Origin of the sequence: Intrasporangium sp. DVR, from assembly GCF_040365325.1 — a bacterium.
Classification (GTDB): Bacteria; Actinomycetota; Actinomycetes; order Actinomycetales; family Dermatophilaceae; genus Intrasporangium.
In genome coordinates this window covers 85,709-103,200 of sequence record NZ_BAABZW010000016.1, presented here as the reverse complement: position 1 = coordinate 103,200, position 17,492 = coordinate 85,709, and the positions used below count along the sequence as shown (strand labels likewise).

The 17,492-nt window shown below is 69.2% G+C and carries 12 protein-coding genes and 1 tRNA gene; all 13 read right to left on the bottom strand.

Translation table 11 applies throughout. From position 1 onward, the window contains the following. Positions 1-9: 9 nt before the first annotated feature. Positions 10-714, bottom strand: coding sequence for an ABC transporter ATP-binding protein (locus ABWV20_RS12535; RefSeq protein WP_502901788.1), 705 nt, complete (start codon positions 712-714; stop codon positions 10-12). Between the two features lie 5 nt (positions 715-719). Continuing rightward, positions 720-1,544: an ABC transporter ATP-binding protein gene (locus tag ABWV20_RS12530; RefSeq protein WP_353355500.1), complete on the bottom strand. Its 825-nt coding sequence runs from the start codon at positions 1,542-1,544 to the stop codon at positions 720-722. Then, positions 1,541-3,286, bottom strand: coding sequence for a branched-chain amino acid ABC transporter permease (locus ABWV20_RS12525; RefSeq protein WP_353355499.1), 1,746 nt, complete (start codon positions 3,284-3,286; stop codon positions 1,541-1,543). Before ABWV20_RS12525 ends, ABWV20_RS12530 begins: the two co-directional genes overlap by 4 nt. Then, on the bottom strand, positions 3,283-4,206 hold the full coding sequence (locus ABWV20_RS12520) for a branched-chain amino acid ABC transporter permease (RefSeq protein ID WP_353355498.1): 924 nt from the start codon (positions 4,204-4,206) through the stop codon (positions 3,283-3,285). The genes ABWV20_RS12525 and ABWV20_RS12520 overlap by 4 nt, the downstream gene beginning before the upstream one ends. A 90-nt stretch (positions 4,207-4,296) precedes the next feature. Beyond that, the gene (locus ABWV20_RS12515) at positions 4,297-5,496 is read right to left on the bottom strand and encodes a branched-chain amino acid ABC transporter substrate-binding protein (RefSeq protein WP_353355497.1); all 1,200 of its coding nucleotides are present in this window, start codon (positions 5,494-5,496) and stop codon (positions 4,297-4,299) included. Between the two features lie 170 nt (positions 5,497-5,666). Next, complete coding sequence (locus tag ABWV20_RS12510; protein ID WP_353355496.1) at positions 5,667-6,290, bottom strand: ANTAR domain-containing response regulator; 624 nt, start codon at positions 6,288-6,290, stop codon at positions 5,667-5,669. A gap of 19 nt (positions 6,291-6,309) precedes the next feature. Further along, positions 6,310-6,392: transfer RNA gene (locus tag ABWV20_RS12505), tRNA-Leu, on the bottom strand. A 159-nt stretch (positions 6,393-6,551) separates the two neighbouring features. Then, entirely contained in the window at positions 6,552-8,009 is a 1,458-nt protein-coding gene (gene pyk, locus ABWV20_RS12500; RefSeq protein ID WP_353355495.1) for a pyruvate kinase, read from the bottom strand. A gap of 252 nt (positions 8,010-8,261) precedes the next feature. After that, entirely contained in the window at positions 8,262-9,719 is a 1,458-nt protein-coding gene (locus ABWV20_RS12495) for a glutamate synthase subunit beta (RefSeq protein WP_353355494.1), read from the bottom strand. Next, positions 9,712-14,277, bottom strand: a complete 4,566-nt coding sequence (gene gltB, locus ABWV20_RS12490; protein WP_353355493.1) for a glutamate synthase large subunit — start codon at positions 14,275-14,277, stop codon at positions 9,712-9,714. Before gltB ends, ABWV20_RS12495 begins: the two co-directional genes overlap by 8 nt. Before the next feature lie 155 nt (positions 14,278-14,432). Next, the gene (gene lgt, locus ABWV20_RS12485; protein ID WP_353355492.1) at positions 14,433-15,419 is read right to left on the bottom strand and encodes a prolipoprotein diacylglyceryl transferase; all 987 of its coding nucleotides are present in this window, start codon (positions 15,417-15,419) and stop codon (positions 14,433-14,435) included. Continuing rightward, positions 15,416-16,216 carry a tryptophan synthase subunit alpha gene (gene trpA / locus ABWV20_RS12480; RefSeq protein ID WP_353355491.1) on the bottom strand — a complete coding sequence of 267 codons (801 nt, stop codon included), beginning with the start codon at positions 16,214-16,216 and terminating at the stop codon, positions 15,416-15,418. The genes lgt and trpA overlap by 4 nt, the downstream gene beginning before the upstream one ends. Beyond that, positions 16,213-17,490 (bottom strand): tryptophan synthase subunit beta, encoded by a 1,278-nt coding sequence (gene trpB / locus ABWV20_RS12475; RefSeq protein ID WP_353355490.1) that lies wholly within the window; start codon positions 17,488-17,490, stop codon positions 16,213-16,215. The genes trpA and trpB overlap by 4 nt, the downstream gene beginning before the upstream one ends. Positions 17,491-17,492: the final 2 nt, after the last annotated feature.

Sequence of the window (17,492 nt, the reverse complement as noted above, 5' to 3'; positions counted from 1 at the left end):
GTGTCGCGGTCAGTCCTCGCCGAGGTAGGCCTTGCGGACCTCGTCACTGGTGAGCAGCTCCTTGCCGGAGCCCTTGAGGACGATCTTGCCCACCTCGAGCACGTAGCCGTGGTTCGCCCGCTGCAGCGCGGCCTGGGCATTCTGCTCGACGAGCAGGATGGTGGTTCCCTGCTGCTGCAAGGTCGTCACGGTCGACATGATCCGCTTCATCATGATGGGTGACAGACCCATCGACGGCTCGTCCAGCATGAGCAGCTTGGGGCGGCTCATCATGGCCCGGCCCATCGCGAGCATCTGCTGCTCGCCGCCGGAGAACGTCCCGGCGGGCTGCTGGCTGCGCTCCTCGAGGATCGGGAACAGCTCGTAGACCGCCTTGAGGTCCTTGCCGATCATGTTGTCGCGCCGTGCGAACGCCCCGAGGCGGAGGTTCTGCTCCACGGAGAGGCGCGGGAAGATCCGACGCCCCTCCGGGGACTGGGCGATACCGAGGCTGACGATCTCGTGGGCGGCCACCCCGTCGATCCGCTTGCCAAGGAAGCGGATCGAGCCGGCCGTCGGACGCATCAGTCCCGAGATCGTCCGGAGCGTCGTCGTCTTGCCGGCGCCGTTGGTGCCGATGAGGGTGACGACCTCACCCTCGTCGACCGAGAAGCTGATTCCCTTGACGGCCTTGATCTTGCCGTACGAGACGACGAGGTCGCGGACCTCGAGCATGGCGCTCACTCGTCTCCCTCCTCGTCGTCGGCGCTTCCGCCGATGTATGCCTCGATGACTCTCGGATCGGACTGCACCTCGTTCGGTGAGCCCTCGACGAGGACCTCTCCGTTGACCAGGCAGAGCACCCGGTCACAGAGGTTGAAGATGAACCGCATGTCGTGCTCGATGACGACGACCGCGAGCCCACTGTCCCGGATCCGGAAGATCAGGTCGCTGGCCTGCTGCGTCTCGCGGGGGTTCATGCCTGCGGTCGGCTCGTCGAGGAGGAGCAGCTTCGGGTCCGTGGCGAGGGCGCGGGCGATCTCGAGCCGCCGCTGGTCGCCGTACGGCATGTTGCGCGCCAGATGTTCGGTCGACGCGCCCAGCCCGACGAACTCGAGCAGCTCCTGCGCTCGCTCCCGGGTCTCTCGTTCCTCACGACGGAACTTGGGACCGCGAAGGATCGAGGTCAACGCCATGGAGCTGGTCCGGCAGTAGCGCCCGACCATGACGTTCTCGAGCGCGGTCATGTTGCCGAACAGGCGGATGTTCTGGAACGTCCGCGCCATACCGGCCATGACCACGAACCGTGGTTTCGGCGGGAGGTCGTTGCCGAGCAGGCGGACTCGTCCCTCGGTGGGCTTGTACATTCCCGTGAGGCAGTTGAAGAACGTCGTCTTGCCGGCTCCGTTGGGACCGATGAGCCCCAGGATCTCGCCGGGACGAACGGTCATCCCGACGTTGTTGACGGCGGTGAGGCCACCGAACCGCATGGTGACGCCGGTGGCCTCGAGCACCGGCCCGTCCGCGTGGCTGTCGGTGCGCACGGTCTCGTCGACGGCGGTCATGCCTTGGCCTCCTGTTCTTCGACGAGGTGGACTTCCTCGACTCGGTCGGCCAGCTCCTCGTCCTCTTCGTGGAACTCGAGCTGACGGCGCTTGCTCGCCACGAGTCCCTCGGGCCGGAAGCGCATCATGAGGACGAGCAACAGGCCGAAGATGAGCAGCCGGTAGTCCGCCACGAAGCGCAGCTTCTCCGGCATCAGCTTGAGGATCGTGGCCCCGATGAGCACGCCCGCGACGGTGCCCATGCCGCCGAGGACGACGGCCGCCAGCAGGAAGGCGGACTCGAGGAAGATGTACTGGTCCGGGGTGACCGACACGTCGTGGTGTGCCTTGATCGTGCCGGCCATGCCGGCGAGGAAGGCGCCCCCGGCGAACGCGAACAGCTTGAGGCCGAAGGTGTTGACCCCCATGGCCTCGGCAGCCTTCTCGTCCTCGCGGATCGCGATCCAGCCCCGGCCGATCCGGCTGTTGTTGAGCCGCGTGAAGACCGTGATGATGAACCCTGCGACGACGAGCAGGAGGAAGTAGTAGTTCGCGAACCGGCCGAGCGTGATGCCGAAGAGCTCATGGGTGTCGCCGAAGTTGAACCCTCCGATCTCGAGCTCGGGGATGGCGGGGATGCCGTTGGGTCCGTTCGTCAGCCGCGGTCCGTCCTGCCCGTCAAGGTTGCCCATGGCGAGCCGGAAGATCTCACCGAAGGCCAGGGTGACGATGGCGAGGTAGTCGCCGGACACCCGCAGCGTCGGTGAGCCGATGATGAGACCGAGCGTCGCCGAGACCAGCGCGCCGATGATGACGACGACGAGGAACGGCGGCTTCCAGCCGACAGTGGCGAACGCGGAGTGCGAGAACATCGCCCCGATGTAGGCCCCGGCACCGAGGAACGCGATGTAGCCGAGGTCGAGCAGACCGGCGAGGCCGACGACGATGTTGAGCCCGAGGGCGGTGGACGCGAAGATCAGCACCTGGGTGGCGATCGACATGTTGGCGTCCGACCCGTCCTGGGTGAACGGGAACAGGAACGCCACCGCGACGGCGCCGAGCATGAGGACCCGTCGGTGGGTCTGCGCGATGATGCCCACCCACGTGAAGAACCCAGCCCGGGTGAGCGTCAGGGCGACGAGCCCGACGAAGAGCACCACGAGCGAGAACACGGTGCCGTCCCTGACGTCGAGGGCGTACGCGGCACCGAACAGGACGATCGAGAGCAGCACCACGATGGTGAGGATCTCGAGCCACGACGGCAGGCTCGCGTGGATGGGGTCGCGGTGGGCGCGGGGGGTGAGCCCCGCGGAGCCCACCAGCAGCATGAGCGCTCCCACGAAGGAGACCCAGGCGCCGGGCATGACGTTGATCAGGCCACCGGACTGGACGCCGATGAGGGCGATGACCAGTGCCATGAAGATCGTCGTGCCGAGGCCGAGCGTCCGCAGCGCGGTCGCCGACGCGAGCCACTCCCCCAGTCGGGCGAAGGGTCCGCGGTACATCAGGGCGAACAGCACGGCCAGCACGGCTGTGATGATCATGAGGTTCTGGACAGCGCCGGGATAGAAGTTGATCGACAGGTCGCCGAGAACCTCGTCGGTGTAGCTCCAGGAGAGGAAGCAGCCAGCGGCCAGCACGACCGCCCCAGCCAGGGCGAGCGGCCAGGCGAACGGGGCCACGGGTCGGCCGACGCGGTCCCAGAGGGTCACCTTCTCGGGCTCGTCGGCGTAGGTCGTCTCGATGTCGGTTGCCGTGCTCATGCGCGATCCACCACCCGTGCCCCGAGGATGCCCTGTGGCCGGAAGACGAGGACGACGATGAGCAGGACGAACGCCCAGACGTCCTTCCATGCCGACCCACCGAACTGGCCGGGGATGAAGCCGACGGCGAGGGCCTCGGCAACGCCGAGGACGAGGCCGCCGACGACGGCGCCCTGGATGTTGCCGATACCACCGAGCACCGCTGCGGTGAAGGCCTTGAGGCCGGCGAGGAAGCCCATCCGGAAGTCGACGTTGGCGTTGAGCAGGCCCTGGGCGACGCCGGCGATGGCGGCGAGGAAGGCGCCGAGCGCGAAGGCGATGACGATGATGCGGTCGACGTTGACGCCCATGAGTCGGGCGGTGTCCTTGTCCTCGGAGACGGCTTGCATGCCGTGGCCGGTCCTCGTGTGGTTGACGAACCACCACAGGAAGGCGGCGCTCATGAGGAGGGCGCCGACGGTGAAGACCGCGGCGCGCTGGACGGTGACGCCGGCGAACGAGAGCGCGGGGCCGGTCACCACGTCGATCTGCGGGAACGGGATCTTGCTCTTCGCACCGGGGTAGAAGAGACGGACCGCCTCCTGCAGTGCCACGGAGATACCGATGGCCGTGATGAGCGGGGCCAGTCGGGGCGCCCCCCGCAACGGCCGGTAGGCGATCCGCTCCATGATGACGGCGGTGGTGACCGAGGCGACGACCGCTCCGAGGAGCATGAGGGGAAGCACCCAGAAGGCAGTCGTGCCCTGGAAGAGGAGGGTCCACGTGGCCAGGGCGCCGAACGCCCCGATCATGAAGACCTCGCCGTGGGCGAAGTTGATGAGCTGGACGATGCCGTAGACCACGGTGTAGCCGACGGCGATCAGGGCGTACAGGGAACCAAGGGTCAGGCCGTTGATCAGCTGTTGGAGCAGATCTGTCATGGCGCCGGAACCACCTTTCGTACTCGACGGTTTCGGCCAGGGACGGGTGTCTCCCGCCCCTGGCCGAAACGTGTCAGATGAGAATCCGGGTCAGCCGAGGTTCTCCGACTTCACAAAGGTCCACTTGCCACCCTCGACCTTGTAGCCGGAGATGACCTTGACCTTCGTGTCGCCGAACTCGTCGAAGCCGACCTGGCCGGTGACGCCGGCGAAGGAGACCTTGCCGACGGCGTCCACGATGGCCTGACGAGCGCCCTTGACGTCCTGGGCATCCTTCAGGGCGACCTTGAGGCCCTCGATGATGGCGTTGGCCGCGTCGTACGAGTAGCCGCCGTACGCAGCGGACGGCTCGGCGAACTTGGCCGCCTCGTAGTCCGCCAGGAACTTCTTCCCGGCCTCCGTGTTGTCGGTCGGCTCGCCGACCGAGGTGGCGAGGTCACCCTCGGACGTCTGGCCAGCCAGCTGGATGAACGTCGGGTCGTAGATGCCGTCGCCGCCCATCAGCGGGACGTTGAGGCCGGCGGCCTTCATCTGCTGCGAGAGCGGACCGGCTTGCGGGTACTCACCGCCGTAGTAGACGGCAGCGGGCTTGGCCGGGGCCACCTTGGAGACGACCGGGGCGTAGTTGGACTCGTCCGGGTTGATCGTCTGGGCCGCGACGATGGTGCCGCCGCCGGCCTTGAAGGCCTCGGTGAAGTACTGGACCAGGCCCTGCCCGTAGGTCTTCTTGTCGTGGATCGTCGCGACGTTCTTGATGCCCTGGTCGAGCAGGAACTTGGCGGCGAAGGCACCCTGGGTGATGTCGGTGGTGCAGGTGCGGAAGAAGGTCTTGTACGGGCGGGTGTTGCCGTCCGCGCCGCGGGTCAGGGAGGGGCCGGTGTTGGCCGGGGACACCTGGACGATGTTCGCGGCGGCGAAGACCGGCTGGGTCTGCTGCGAGACGCTGGAGTTGAGGTTGCCGACCACTCCGGCGACCTCGTCGTCGGCGGCCAGCTTGGTGGCGCCGTTCTTGCCGACGTCGGCCTTGGCCTCGTCGTCGACGGCCTCGACCTTGATCTCCCAGCCGGGGATGGCGTTGGCCGCGTTGGCCTGCTGCACCGCGAGCTCGACGGAGTGCTGGATGCCCTTGCCGAGGGCGGAGAGGTCACCGGACAGCGGAGCGATGACACCGATCTTGACGGTCTTCTTGGCACCATCGCCGCCGGTGGACCCGGTGCCGGGCTCCTCGCCACGAGTGCCACAGGCACTCAGGGCCAGAGCGGCGACCACCACGGGCACCGCAAACTTCATGTGGGAACGCACTGCTGTCCTCCTGATGTCACACATCCCTCGGGTCGAGGGCTGAGCAGGACACTAGAGCCATCGCGTCGCCACGTCACCCCTCTCGCGTGTATCGGTGACCGTGTCGTGACCTGCGGACCCGTTCAGGGGTCCAGCGTCCGCTCAGCGGACGCGGGAGATCAGCTCGTCGGGAAGCCGTTGATCACGGCCTCGGCGACTTCCTTCATCCCCAGCCGGCGGTCCATCGCTGTCTTCTGGATCCAGCGGAAGGCGTCGGCCTCGCTCAGCTTGAGCTGGGTCATGAGGACTCCCTTGGCCCGGTCGACGAGCTTTCGCGTCTCGAGCCGCTCCCCGAGGTCGGCGACCTCCGCTTCGAGAGCGGTCAGCTCGACCCACCGCGAGTGGGCGATGTCGATCGCCGGTCGCAGGTCGTCGGCGGTGAAGGGCTTGACGATGTAGGCCATCACGCCTGCGTCGCGGGCGCGCTCGACGAGCTCGGTCTGGCTGAACGCGGTCAGCATGATGACCGGGCACAGCTTGGCCTCGTGCAGCTGCTCGGCAGCCGAGAGCCCGTCGAGGACGGGCATCTTCACGTCCATGATGACGACGTCGGGCCTGAGCTCCTTGGCCAGCTCCACGGCCTGCTCGCCGTTGCTCGCCTGACCGACGACCTGGTAGCCCTGCTCCGCGAGCATCTCCACGAGGTCGAGGCGGATCAGCGCCTCGTCCTCGGCCACGAGGACGCGGGTCGCCCCGCCGTCTCCGGGTTGCTGCTGTCGTGCCGTGTTCTCGTCTGTGCTCACGAGTCAAACCCTATCTGTGTGCCGGGAGCGGGACTCGAACCCGCACGACCTTGCGGCCAAAGCATTTTGAGTGCTCCGTGTCTGCCATTCCACCACCCCGGCGAAGGTGCCGGGCAAGCATACCGGCGAGACGTGTCGCGGAACGAGGCGAGGATGGGGCACAGGTGCGGTATGCCGCTGAGCTGGCTTGCGCGCGCAGGCCCTCCGACCGATGTCCCGACTTCCTGGCCCCCACGAGCCGGCACCGGATGGCCGGCTCGGTCAGCCGGTGACCTCGTCGGGGTTGTAGGCGGGGGCGGCGCGGTTGACGGCGTCGCCGACCCGGTGCACGCGAAGGGCGTTCGTGGAGCCCGGGATGCCGGGAGGAGAGCCGGCCACGATGAGGACCCGGTCCCCCTCGGTCACCCGGCCCTCCGGGATGAGGTTGAGGTCGACCTGCATCGCGAACTGGTCGGTGTGCATCATCCGTGGCACGAGGTAGGTCTCGATGCCCCAGACGAGGGCCAGCTGTGAGCGGGTCTGCGGCTCGGAGGTGAAGGCCAGCATGGGTCGCCGGGGACGGAGTCTCGCCTGACGCCTCGCCGAGCCGCCCGTCTCGGTGAAGGTGATCAGGAACTTCGCATCGACGACCTCCCCGATCTCGACGGCCGCCTTGGTGACCGCGCCGGCCACGGTGGTCATGGGCGTGCGCATCGGCGAGATCTTGTCGTGCCCGTGCTCCTCGGTCGACTCGATGATCCGAGCCATCGTCATGACCGCCTCGATCGGCCACGCGCCGATGGACGTCTCACCGGAGAGCATGAGGGCGTCGGCCCCGTCGAGCACCGCGTTGGCGGCGTCGGAGGCCTCGGCCCGGGTGGGCCTCGGGTTCTCGATCATCGACTCGAGCACCTGCGTCGCGACGATGACGGGCTTCGCCTCCTGCCGGGCGAGCTCGCACGCACGCTTCTGCACGATCGGGACGTCCTCGAGCGGCATCTCGACCCCGAGGTCGCCTCGGGCGACCATGATGCCGTCGAACGCAGCGATGATCTCCTCGAGGTTGTCGACCGCCTGTGGCTTCTCGATCTTGGCGATGACGGGGACGCGGCGCTCGAACTCGTCCATGATCTCGTGGACGTCGTCGATGTCGGCTGCCGAGCGCACGAAGGACAGGGCGATCATGTCGACGCCGAGCCGCATCGCGAACCGCAGGTCGTCCCGGTCCTTCTCGGAGAGGGCGGGGACGCTCACGGCCACGCCGGGCAGGTTGATGCCCTTGTTGTTGGAGACCTGTCCGCCGATGACGGTCTCGGTGACGACATCCGTGTCCGTGACGTCGACGGCCCGGAGGCACACCTTGCCGTCGTCGATGAGCAGGACGTCACCGGGGCGGACATCCTGCGGCAGTCCCTTGAAGGTGGTGCTCACCTCGGTGTCGTCACCCTCGACGTCCCGGGTCGTGATGGTGAAGCGCTGGCCCGGGGACAGATCGACCGGGCCGTCCTTGAAACGTCCGGTGCGGATCTTGGGTCCCTGGAGATCGACCAGGATCCCCACCGCGCGCCCGGAGGCGTCGCTGGCCGCCCGCACGTCGCGGTAGACCTGCGCGTGGAGGGACTGCTCCCCGTGCGAGAGGTTGAGTCGGGCGACGTCCATGCCCGCGTCGACGAGGGCTCGGAGCTGCTGAGGGGACGATGTCTTGGGACCGATCGTGCAGACGATCTTGGCGCGACGCATGGCTCAACCTTATGGGTCGTGTGACGTGGGTCACCGTGGCGCGTTCATCCTGTGGGACGAACGTGGCCTCGCGTCGTTGGGAAGCCGTTTCGGGCGGTCAGGACCGTGCTGCTCGGCCGTCGGGTGGCGGCCGGGACCGGGCCCGGGCGGGTCGACGAACATCGTCCCGCAGCGCCCAGTATCCCCCATGACGGGAGCGGCCCCTCCCGTCCCGCCGCAGCGGGCGAGGGTCCGGGAGGGGCCGTGAGCCTGTCAGACGGTCAGTGGTCGCGCCGTCGGAGCGATCGGCCGAGGCAGCGAGCTGGAGCCCGTGAGCCAGGCGTCGACCCCCGCCGCGGCGGCCCGGCCCTCGGCGATGGCCCACACGATGAGGCTCTGGCCACGGCCGGCGTCGCCGGCCACGAAGACGCCGGGCACGGAGGACATGTAGCTCTTGTCGCGACGCACGTTGGAGCGCTCGTCGAGGGCCACGCCGAGCTGCTCGACGACCCCGGGGCCCTCCGGCCCGAGGAAGCCCATGGCGAGGAGCACGAGCTGAGCGGGAATCTCGCGCTCCGTACCCGGCTTGGGCTGGGGGCGGCCGTCGACGAACTCGACCTCCACGAGCCGGAGTCCCGCGACGTGGCCCGCTGCGTCGCCCGTGAACTCGGTCGTGTTGACCGCGTAGATCCGGTCCCCGCCCTCCTCGTGGGCGCTGGCGACCCGGAAGATCATCGGGTAGGTCGGCCACGGCTGGGAGGCGGGGCGCTCGTCCCCGGGCTGCGGCATGATCTCGAGGCTGGTGACCGAGCGGGCGCCCTGCCGGTGGGCCGTGCCGATGCAGTCGGCCCCGGTGTCACCACCGCCGATGACGACGACGTCCTTGCCCGTGGCGAGGATCTGGTCAGGGACCGTCTCGCCCACGGCGACCCGGTTGCCCTGCGGAAGGAACTCCATGGCCTGGTGGATGCCCGCGAGCTCCCGCCCGGGGACCTTGAGGTCCCGAGGGACCGTCGCGCCGACGGCGAGGACGACTGCGTCGTACCGGTCACGCAGCTGTTGACCGGTGATGTCGGAGCCCACGTCGACACCGCTGCGGAACCGCGTGCCCTCGGCCTCCATCTGGCGCAGGCGCCGGTCGAGCACCGACTTCTCCATCTTGAACTCCGGGATCCCGTATCGGAGCAGGCCGCCCGGCTTGTCCGCGCGCTCGAAGACGGCGACGGTGTGCCCGGTCCGGGTCAGCTGCTGGGCCGCAGCGAGGCCGGCAGGACCGGAACCGATGACCGCGACGGTCTTGCCCGAGAGTCGCTCAGGCGGGAGCGGGCGCACGAGGCCCCGGTCGAACGCCTCCTCGATCGTCGTCACCTCGACCTGCTTGATCGTCACGGCCGGCTGGTTGATGCCCAGCACGCACGACGTCTCGCACGGCGCGGGGCACAGGCGCCCGGTGAACTCCGGGAAGTTGTTCGTGGCGTGGAGGCGCTCGATCGCGCTGGGCCAGTCGCCGCGCCAGGCGTGGGTGTTCCACTCCGGGATGAGGTTGCCAAGAGGACAGCCCTGGTGACAGAACGGGATCCCGCAGTCCATGCAGCGCCCGGCCTGGCGCTGGAGCACCCCGAGCTCCTGCTCCTCGTAGACCTCCTTCCAGTCCCGGATGCGCACCGGGACCGGCCGACGAGCGGGGAGCTCGCGCTGCCGGGTCTTCAGGAAACCTTGGGGGTCAGCCATGGGAAGCCTCCATGATCCGGTTCCACACGTCCGTCCCGTCGAGATCGAGGCCCTCGGCCTCCGCCTCGGCGCGGACGTCGAGAACACGCTGGTAGTCGCGCGGCAGGACGAGGGTGAAGCGCTCGCGTGCGCCGGCCCAGTCGTCGAGCAGCGCCTGCGCGACCGGGGAGTCCGTCCAGGCCACGTGGTCGGTGAGCAGCTGCCGGACGACGGTCTCGTCATCGGGCCGCAGGGGTGACAGGTCGACCAGCTCGTGGTTGACGAGCTCGGGTCGCAGGTCGAGGACATAGGCCACGCCACCGGACATGCCGGCGGCCAGGTTGCGACCGGTGGGCCCGAGGATGACGACAGTTCCTCCGGTCATGTACTCGCAACCGTGGTCACCCACGCCTTCGACGACCGCCTTCGCCCCGGAGTTGCGGACGCAGAAGCGCTCGCCGACGATCCCCCGGAGGAACAGCTCACCGGTGGTGGCGCCATAGCCGATGACGTTGCCGGCGATGACGTTCTCCTCGGCGACGAGCGGTGTCTCCCGGTGCGGGCGCACGACGACCCGCCCACCGGACAGGCCCTTGCCGACGTAGTCGTTGGCGTCGCCGAAGAGGCGGATCGTCACACCCGCCGGCAGGAAGGCGCCGAACGACTGGCCGCCGGAGCCGGTCATCGTCAGCTCGATGGTGTTGTCGGGCAGTCCGCGCGGGTGGGCGCGGGTGACGTGGTGCCCGAGCATCGTGCCGACGGTGCGGTTGACGTTGCGCACCGCGATCTCGGTGCGGACCCTCTCGCCACCCTCGATGGCCGGGAGTGCGCGAGTGATCAGCTCGTTGTCGAGGGCCTTGTCGAGTGCGTGGTCCTGGGCTGTCGACTGGTAGAGGGTCCCCCCGGTGGGGTTCTCCGCAATCGCCAGGATCGGTGCGAGGTCGAGTCCGGACGCCTTCCAGTGGGCGATCGCCTTGTCGAGGTCGAGGCTCGAGACCTGGCCGACGGCCTCCTCGATCGACCGGAAGCCGAGGGCGGCGAGGTGCTCCCTGACCTCCTCGGCGATGTACTCGAAGAAGGTCTCGACGAACTCCGGCTTCCCGGTGAAGCGGGCCCGCAGCTCGGGGTTCTGGGTGGCGATGCCCACCGGGCACGTGTCGAGGTGGCAGACCCGCATCATGATGCAGCCCGAGACGACGAGCGGCGCCGTCGCGAACCCGAACTCCTCTGCGCCGAGCAGCGCGGCGATCACGACGTCACGTCCCGTCTTCAGCTGCCCGTCGACCTGGACGACGATGCGGTCACGCAGCCCGTTGAGGACGAGCGTCTGCTGGGCCTCGGCGAGCCCGAGCTCCCACGGGGCTCCCGCGTGCTTCAGGGAGGTCAGCGGCGAGGCCCCGGTCCCCCCGTCGTGGCCGGAGATGAGGACGACGTCGGCATGTGCCTTCGACACCCCCGCCGCTACCGTGCCGACCCCGACCTCGGACACGAGCTTGACGTGGATCCGCGCCGCGGGGTTCGCGTTCTTGAGGTCGTGGATCAGCTGGGCCAGATCCTCGATCGAGTAGATGTCGTGGTGCGGCGGCGGTGAGATGAGGCCGACCCCGGGCGTGGAGTGCCGGGTCTTGGCCACCCAGGGGTAGACCTTGTGGCCAGGCAGCTGGCCGCCCTCCCCCGGCTTCGCCCCCTGCGCCATCTTGATCTGGATGTCGTCGGCGTGGGTCAGGTAGAGGCTCGTCACGCCGAACCGCCCCGAGGCGACCTGCTTGACGGCCGAGCGCCGCTCCGGGTCGAGCAGCCGGTCGAAGTCCTCGCCGCCCTCGCCGGTGTTGGACCGGCCGCCGAGCCGGTTCATCGCGACGGCGAGGGTCTCGTGGGCCTCCTGGGAGATGGACCCGTAGCTCATCGCGCCCGTGTTGAAGCGCTTCACGATCTCGCTGACCGGCTCGACCTCGTCGAGCGGCACGGGGAGACGACCGGTCACGCCCGTGGGCTTGAAGCCCATGAGACCCCGCAGGGTCATCAGCCGGGAGGTCTGGTCGTCGATCCGCTCGGTGTACTGCTTGAAGACGTCGTAGCGACGCTGCCGCGTCGAGTGCTGCAGGCGGAAGACCGTCTCGGGGTCGAAGAGGTGCGGCTCGCCCTCACGACGCCACTGGTACTCGCCACCGACGTCGAGGACCCGGTGCGCCTGGTAGACGCCGTCGGGCGGGTAGGCCTTCGCGTGCCGCTCGGCGGTCTCCCTCGCGAGGACATCGAGGCCGACCCCGCCGAGCTGCGAGACGGTGCCGGTGAAGTAGCGGTCGACGAGGTCCTGGGAGAGGCCGATCGCCTCGAACACCTGGGCGCCGCGGTAGGAGGCCACCGTGGAGATGCCCATCTTCGACATCACCTTCAACACACCCTTGCCGAGTGCCTTGATCAGGTTCTTGACGGCCTGCTCGGGCGTCACGCCCTCGATCTGGCCGGACCGGACGAGGTCCTCGACCGTCTCCATCGCGAGGTACGGGTTGACCGCGGCGGCACCGTAGCCGATGAGGAGCGCGACGTGGTGGACCTCGCGGACGTCACCCGCCTCGATGAGCAGGCCGACCTGGGTCCGCGTCTTCTCTCGGATGAGGTGGTGGTGCACCGCAGCCGTGAGCAGGAGGGACGGGATCGGGGCGAGGTCCCGGCCGGAGTCGCGGTCGGAGAGGACGACGAAGCGCGCCCCACGCGTGATCGCCTGCGAGACCTCCGCGAAGATCTCGTCGAGGCGGTCTCGCATGGCGGCCGCGCCCCCGGTGACGTCGTAGAGCCCCCGGACCACGTGGGTCGCGTAGCCGGGCAGGTCGCCGTCCGCGTTGACGTGGACGATCTTGGCCAGCTCGTCGTTGTCGATGACCGGGAAGGTGAGGACGATCTGGCGCGCGTGCGCCGGCGATGCCGACAGCGCGTTGCCCTCGGGCCCCATCGTCGTGCCGAGGGACGTGACGAGCTCTTCCCTGATCGCGTCGAGAGGGGGGTTCGTCACCTGCGCGAAGAGCTGGGTGAAGTAGTCGAAGAGCAGGCGTGGGCGGGAGGAGAGGACGGCGATCGGCGTGTCCGTCCCCATCGAGCCGAGCGCCTCGGCGCCGGACTTCGCCATCGGCGTGAGGAGGATCCGCAGGTCCTCGGTGGTGTAGCCGAAGGTCTGCTGCCGACGGGCCACCGAGGCCGACGTGTGCACGATGTGCTCGCGCTCGGGCAGGTCCTCCAGCCGGATCAGCCCGGCGTGCAGCCACTCCGCATAGGGCTTGCCGGTCGCCAGCTGCCCCTTGATCTCGTCGTCGCTGACGATGCGCCCGTGCTCCGTGTCGACCAGGAACATCTTGCCCGGCTGGAGCCGGCCACGCTGGATGACCCGCGCCGGGTCGAGGTCGAGCACGCCAGACTCCGAGGCGAGGACCACGAGACCGTCGTCCGTGACGCTGTAGCGCCCGGGTCGCAGACCGTTGCGGTCGAGGACCGCACCGACGAGAGTGCCGTCCGTGAAGCAGACGTTGGCCGGGCCGTCCCACGGCTCCATGAACATCGAGTGGAACTCGTAGAAGGCGCGTCGAGCAGGGTCCATCGACTCGTGGTTCTCCCACGCCTCGGGGATCATCATGAGGACGGCGTGAGGGAGCGACCGGCCACCGAGGTGCAGCAGCTCGAGGACCTCGTCGAAGCTCGCGGAGTCCGAGGCACCCGGCGTGCAGATCGGGAAGAGCCGCTCGATGTCGCCGGGGATGATGTCGGAGGTGAGCAGGCTCTCCCGGGCCCGCATCCAGTTGCGGTTGCCCTTGACGGTGTTGATCTCACCGTTGTGGGCGATGAGGCGGTACGGGTGCGCCAGCGGCCACGAGGGGAACGTGTTGGTCGAGAAGCGCGAGTGGACGAGAGCGAGCTCGGTCGCGAAGCGCGGGTCGGACAGGTCTGGGAAGAACGGCTCGAGCTGTCCCGTGGTGAGCATGCCCTTGTAGACGATGGTGCGCGCCGACAAGGAGGCGAAGTACACCTCGGCCTCCCGCTCGGCGCGCTTGCGCAGACCGAACGCCAGACGGTCGAGCCCCAGAGCGACCTGTCGGCCCATGGAGGAGCTGACGAAGAGCTGCTCGAAGTGCGGCATGCACGCGCGGGCGGCCTCGCCGACGAGGTCTGAGTCGACGGGCACCTCGCGCCACCCGAGCACCTTGAGGTGCTCCTCGACGGCCAGCGCCTCGATCTTCGTCTTGGCGGCGGCCCGGGCCTCGGGGTCCGTGGGCAGGAAGGCGAGCCCGGCGGCATACGCTCCCACGTTGGGAAGAGCGAACGGCACCGTCTCGCGGAAGAACGCGTCGGGGATCTGCGTCAGGATTCCGGCGCCGTCGCCGACGAGGGGGTCGGCACCGGTGGCGCCGCGGTGGTCGAGGTTGCGGAGCGCCGTCAGCGCATGGTCGACGATGTCGTGGCCGGCCGTGCCCCTCATCGTCGCGACGAGGGCGACCCCGCAGGCGTCGTGCTCGAACTCGCGGCGGTACAACCCGGAGTCCTCCGGCTGGGCACTGAACAGTGCGCGCTGGCGGGTGTGCGACGACATCTTCACCGTCCTTCTGGCTGTGATCAATCCCCTGGCATGACAAAGGGCATGTGGACGGCTCTGGCCACAAGCATTGGGGAGAAAGATACTGCCGACACGTTCCGTCCTACGTATTGATACGCCGTATTTCGGATGGTGAGACAGGGTGCGGCAGGTCAGGTGCTCGGGCGCTCGGGGGGCTCCCCTGCCCCAGCGGTTTGGGAGGTGTCCGCCTCCAGGTCGACGTCGGAGTCGCGCCCCTCCACGTCACCGTCCGACGAGGCGAGCCGGTCGTCGGCCCGTCTGCCGAACCACCACCACAGCCACAACCCGAGAAGGAAGACGAGGATCGAGGTCCAGGTGTTCACCCGCTGGCCGAGGATGTGGGTCGCCGGGTCGGTCCGCATGTTCTCGACGATGATGCGCCCGATCGGGTAGCCCATGACGTACGCGGCGAAGACCTGACCCCTGGCCAGGTCGAATCGCCGACCCAGCCACAGCAGGACAGCGGCGAGCAGGAGCACCCAGAGGGCCTCGTAGAGGAAGGTCGGGTGGAAGTAGCCGAGCACGATCGGGTTGCCCGCGGCATCGAGCCGGGCCCGGCCGGCCCCGGGATCCCAGGCATGGATCTGCAGTCTCCACGGCACGTCGGTCGGCCCGCCGTAGAGCTCGTTGTTGAACCAGTTGCCGAACCGCCCCAGGGCCTGGGCGATCGCCACCCCCGGCGCCGCGGCGTCGATGAAGTCACGGAAGTCCACGCCGGCCTTGCGACAGCCGATCCAGGCGCCCACGGCCCCCAGCGCGATCGCGCCCCAGATGCCGAGCCCGCCCTCGTAGATCTTGAGGGCGTCCATCGGGTTGCGGCCCTCGCCGAAGTACTTGTCCGCGTCCGTGATGACGTGGTAAAGGCGCCCCCCGACGATGCCGAACGGGACGGCCCACGCCGAGATGTCGACGGCGACCCCCGCAGGCGCGCCTCGAGCGGCCAGACGCCGCTGGGTCAGCCACACGGCCACGACGATGCCCGCGAGGATGCACATCGCGTAGGCGCGGATGGGCACCGGCCCGAGGTACCAGACCGCCTGCGTCGGCGAGGGGATCTCGGTGACGAGCGAGGCCCTCAGGGTCGGCACGGCCGCCAGCGGGAGCGTCAGTGCGGTCATCGGTGTCCTCGTCGCACGCCGTCAGCGAGCTCGCGGGCCAGCTGCTCGAGGGCTCGAAGGCCGGCCTCGGGGCTCGCCGCCTCGGTGAGGCATCGCACGAGCGCGGACCCGACGATGACTCCGTCGGCGAAGCGGGCCACCTGGCTCGCCTGGTCGCCGCTGGAGACCCCGAGGCCCACGCACACCGGAAGGTCGGTGACCGCTCTGGTGCGCGAGACGAGGTCCTCGGCGGCGTCACCCACGCTCGACCGGGCGCCCGTGACGCCCATGACGGCCGTGGCGTAGACGAAGCCGCGGCACTGGGAGGTGACTGCGGCAAGGCGCTCCGGTGTCGAGCTCGGAGCGACGAGGAAGACCTTGTCCAGGTCGTGCCGGTCGGCCGCCCGGATCCAGTCGCCGGCCTCGTCGGGAATGAGGTCGGGCGTGATCAGGCCATCGCCGCCCGCAGCCGCCAGGTCCGCGGCGAACCGGTCGGCGCCGTATCTCAGGACGGGGTTCCAGTAGGTCATGACCAACGCCCCCGCGCCGGCCGCACTGACGGCCCGGACGGCGTCGAAGGTGTCGGCGAGACGCACCCCGGACGCGAGCGCCCGCACGGCGGCGTCCTGGATGACGGGGCCGTCCATGACCGGGTCGCTGTAGGGGACACCGACCTCGACGATGTCGACTCCGGACCGGACGAGCACCTCCATGGCCTCGATCGAGCCGGTCACGGTGGGGAATCCCACGGGAAGGTATCCGACGAGGGCGGCGCGCCCCTCGGCGCGGGCGGCCTCGATGATCCGGCTGACACTCACTGCTGGTGCCCCATCCCCTTCGCACCGGGTGCGTCGCGTCCGTCCGGTGGCTGGCTGGTCCCGCCCTCGTCGTCGATGAGACCGAACCACTGAGCCGCAGTGTGGACGTCCTTGTCGCCGCGGCCCGAGAGGTTGACGAGGATGACGGCCTCCGGTCCGAGCTCGCGACCGAGCTGCATGGCTCCCGCCAGCGCGTGGCTGCTCTCGATGGCGGGGAGGATCCCCTCCGTGCGGGCGAGCAGCCGGAAGGCCTCCATCGCCTCGACGTCGGTCACGGGGCGGTACTCGGCGCGCCCCGACTCGCGCAGCTGCGCGTGCTCGGGCCCCACGCTGGGGTAGTCGAGACCGGCGGACACGCTGTGGGACTCGATCGTCTGGCCGTCCTCGTCCTGCAGGACGTAGGTGAACGCGCCGTGGAGCACTCCGGGGATGCCGGCCGAGAAGCGCGCCGCGTGCCGGCCGGACTCGACGCCGGAGCCTCCCGCCTCGAGCCCGACGAGCCGCACGGAGGCGTCGTCGAGGAACCGGTGGAAGATGCCGATGGCGTTGGAGCCCCCACCCACACAGGCACAGACGACGTCAGGCAGCCGCCCGACGAGGTCGAGGACCTGCTCTCTCGCCTCGATGCCGATGATCCGGTGGAACTCGCGGACCATCTCGGGGAACGGGTGCGGACCGGTCACCGTGCCGAGCACGTAGTGCGTCGTGGCGACGTTGGCCACCCAGTCGCGGAAGGCCTCGTTGACCGCGTCCTTGAGGGTCTGGCTGCCGTGCTCGACGGGGACGACCTCGGCCCCGAGCAGCTTCATCCGAGCGACGTTGAGGGCCTGCCGCTCGGTGTCCTTGCGCCCCATGTAGACGACGCACTCGAGCCCCAGCAGGGCGGCCGCAGTGGCCGTGGCCACGCCGTGCTGACCGGCTCCGGTCTCGGCGATGACGCGGGTCTTGCCCATCCGCTTGGTGAGCAGCGCCTGCCCAAGGACGTTGTTGATCTTGTGCGAGCCGGTGTGGTTGAGGTCCTCACGCTTGAGCAGGACGCGAGCCCCGCCGCAGTGCTCGGCGAACCTCGGCACCTCGGTGAGGATGCTGGGACGGCCGGTGTAGGTGCGATGCAGCCGCTCGAGCTCGCCGGTGAATGCGGGGTCGACCACGGCCTTGCGCCAGACCTCCTCGAGCTGCTCCAGAGCGGGGATCAGCGCCTCGGGGACGTAGCGCCCGCCGAACTGGCCGAAGCGCCCGACGGAGGCCGGCTGGCTCGGTGTGGAGGGGGACATCG

Coding starts and splice junctions, on each gene's coding strand:
- ABWV20_RS12495 (WP_353355494.1), bottom strand. CDS start 9,719: ATGGCTGACCCCCAAGGTTTCCTGAAGACCCGGCAGCGCGAGCTCCCC.
- trpB (WP_353355490.1), bottom strand. CDS start 17,490: ATGTCCCCCTCCACACCGAGCCAGCCGGCCTCCGTCGGGCGCTTCGGC.
- lgt (WP_353355492.1), bottom strand. CDS start 15,419: ATGACCGCACTGACGCTCCCGCTGGCGGCCGTGCCGACCCTGAGGGCC.
- ABWV20_RS12525 (WP_353355499.1), bottom strand. CDS start 3,286: ATGAGCACGGCAACCGACATCGAGACGACCTACGCCGACGAGCCCGAG.
- ABWV20_RS12530 (WP_353355500.1), bottom strand. CDS start 1,544: ATGACCGCCGTCGACGAGACCGTGCGCACCGACAGCCACGCGGACGGG.
- gltB (WP_353355493.1), bottom strand. CDS start 14,277: ATGTCGTCGCACACCCGCCAGCGCGCACTGTTCAGTGCCCAGCCGGAG.
- ABWV20_RS12520 (WP_353355498.1), bottom strand. CDS start 4,206: ATGACAGATCTGCTCCAACAGCTGATCAACGGCCTGACCCTTGGTTCC.
- pyk (WP_353355495.1), bottom strand. CDS start 8,009: ATGCGTCGCGCCAAGATCGTCTGCACGATCGGTCCCAAGACATCGTCC.
- ABWV20_RS12515 (WP_353355497.1), bottom strand. CDS start 5,496: ATGAAGTTTGCGGTGCCCGTGGTGGTCGCCGCTCTGGCCCTGAGTGCC.
- ABWV20_RS12535 (WP_502901788.1), bottom strand. CDS start 714: ATGCTCGAGGTCCGCGACCTCGTCGTCTCGTACGGCAAGATCAAGGCC.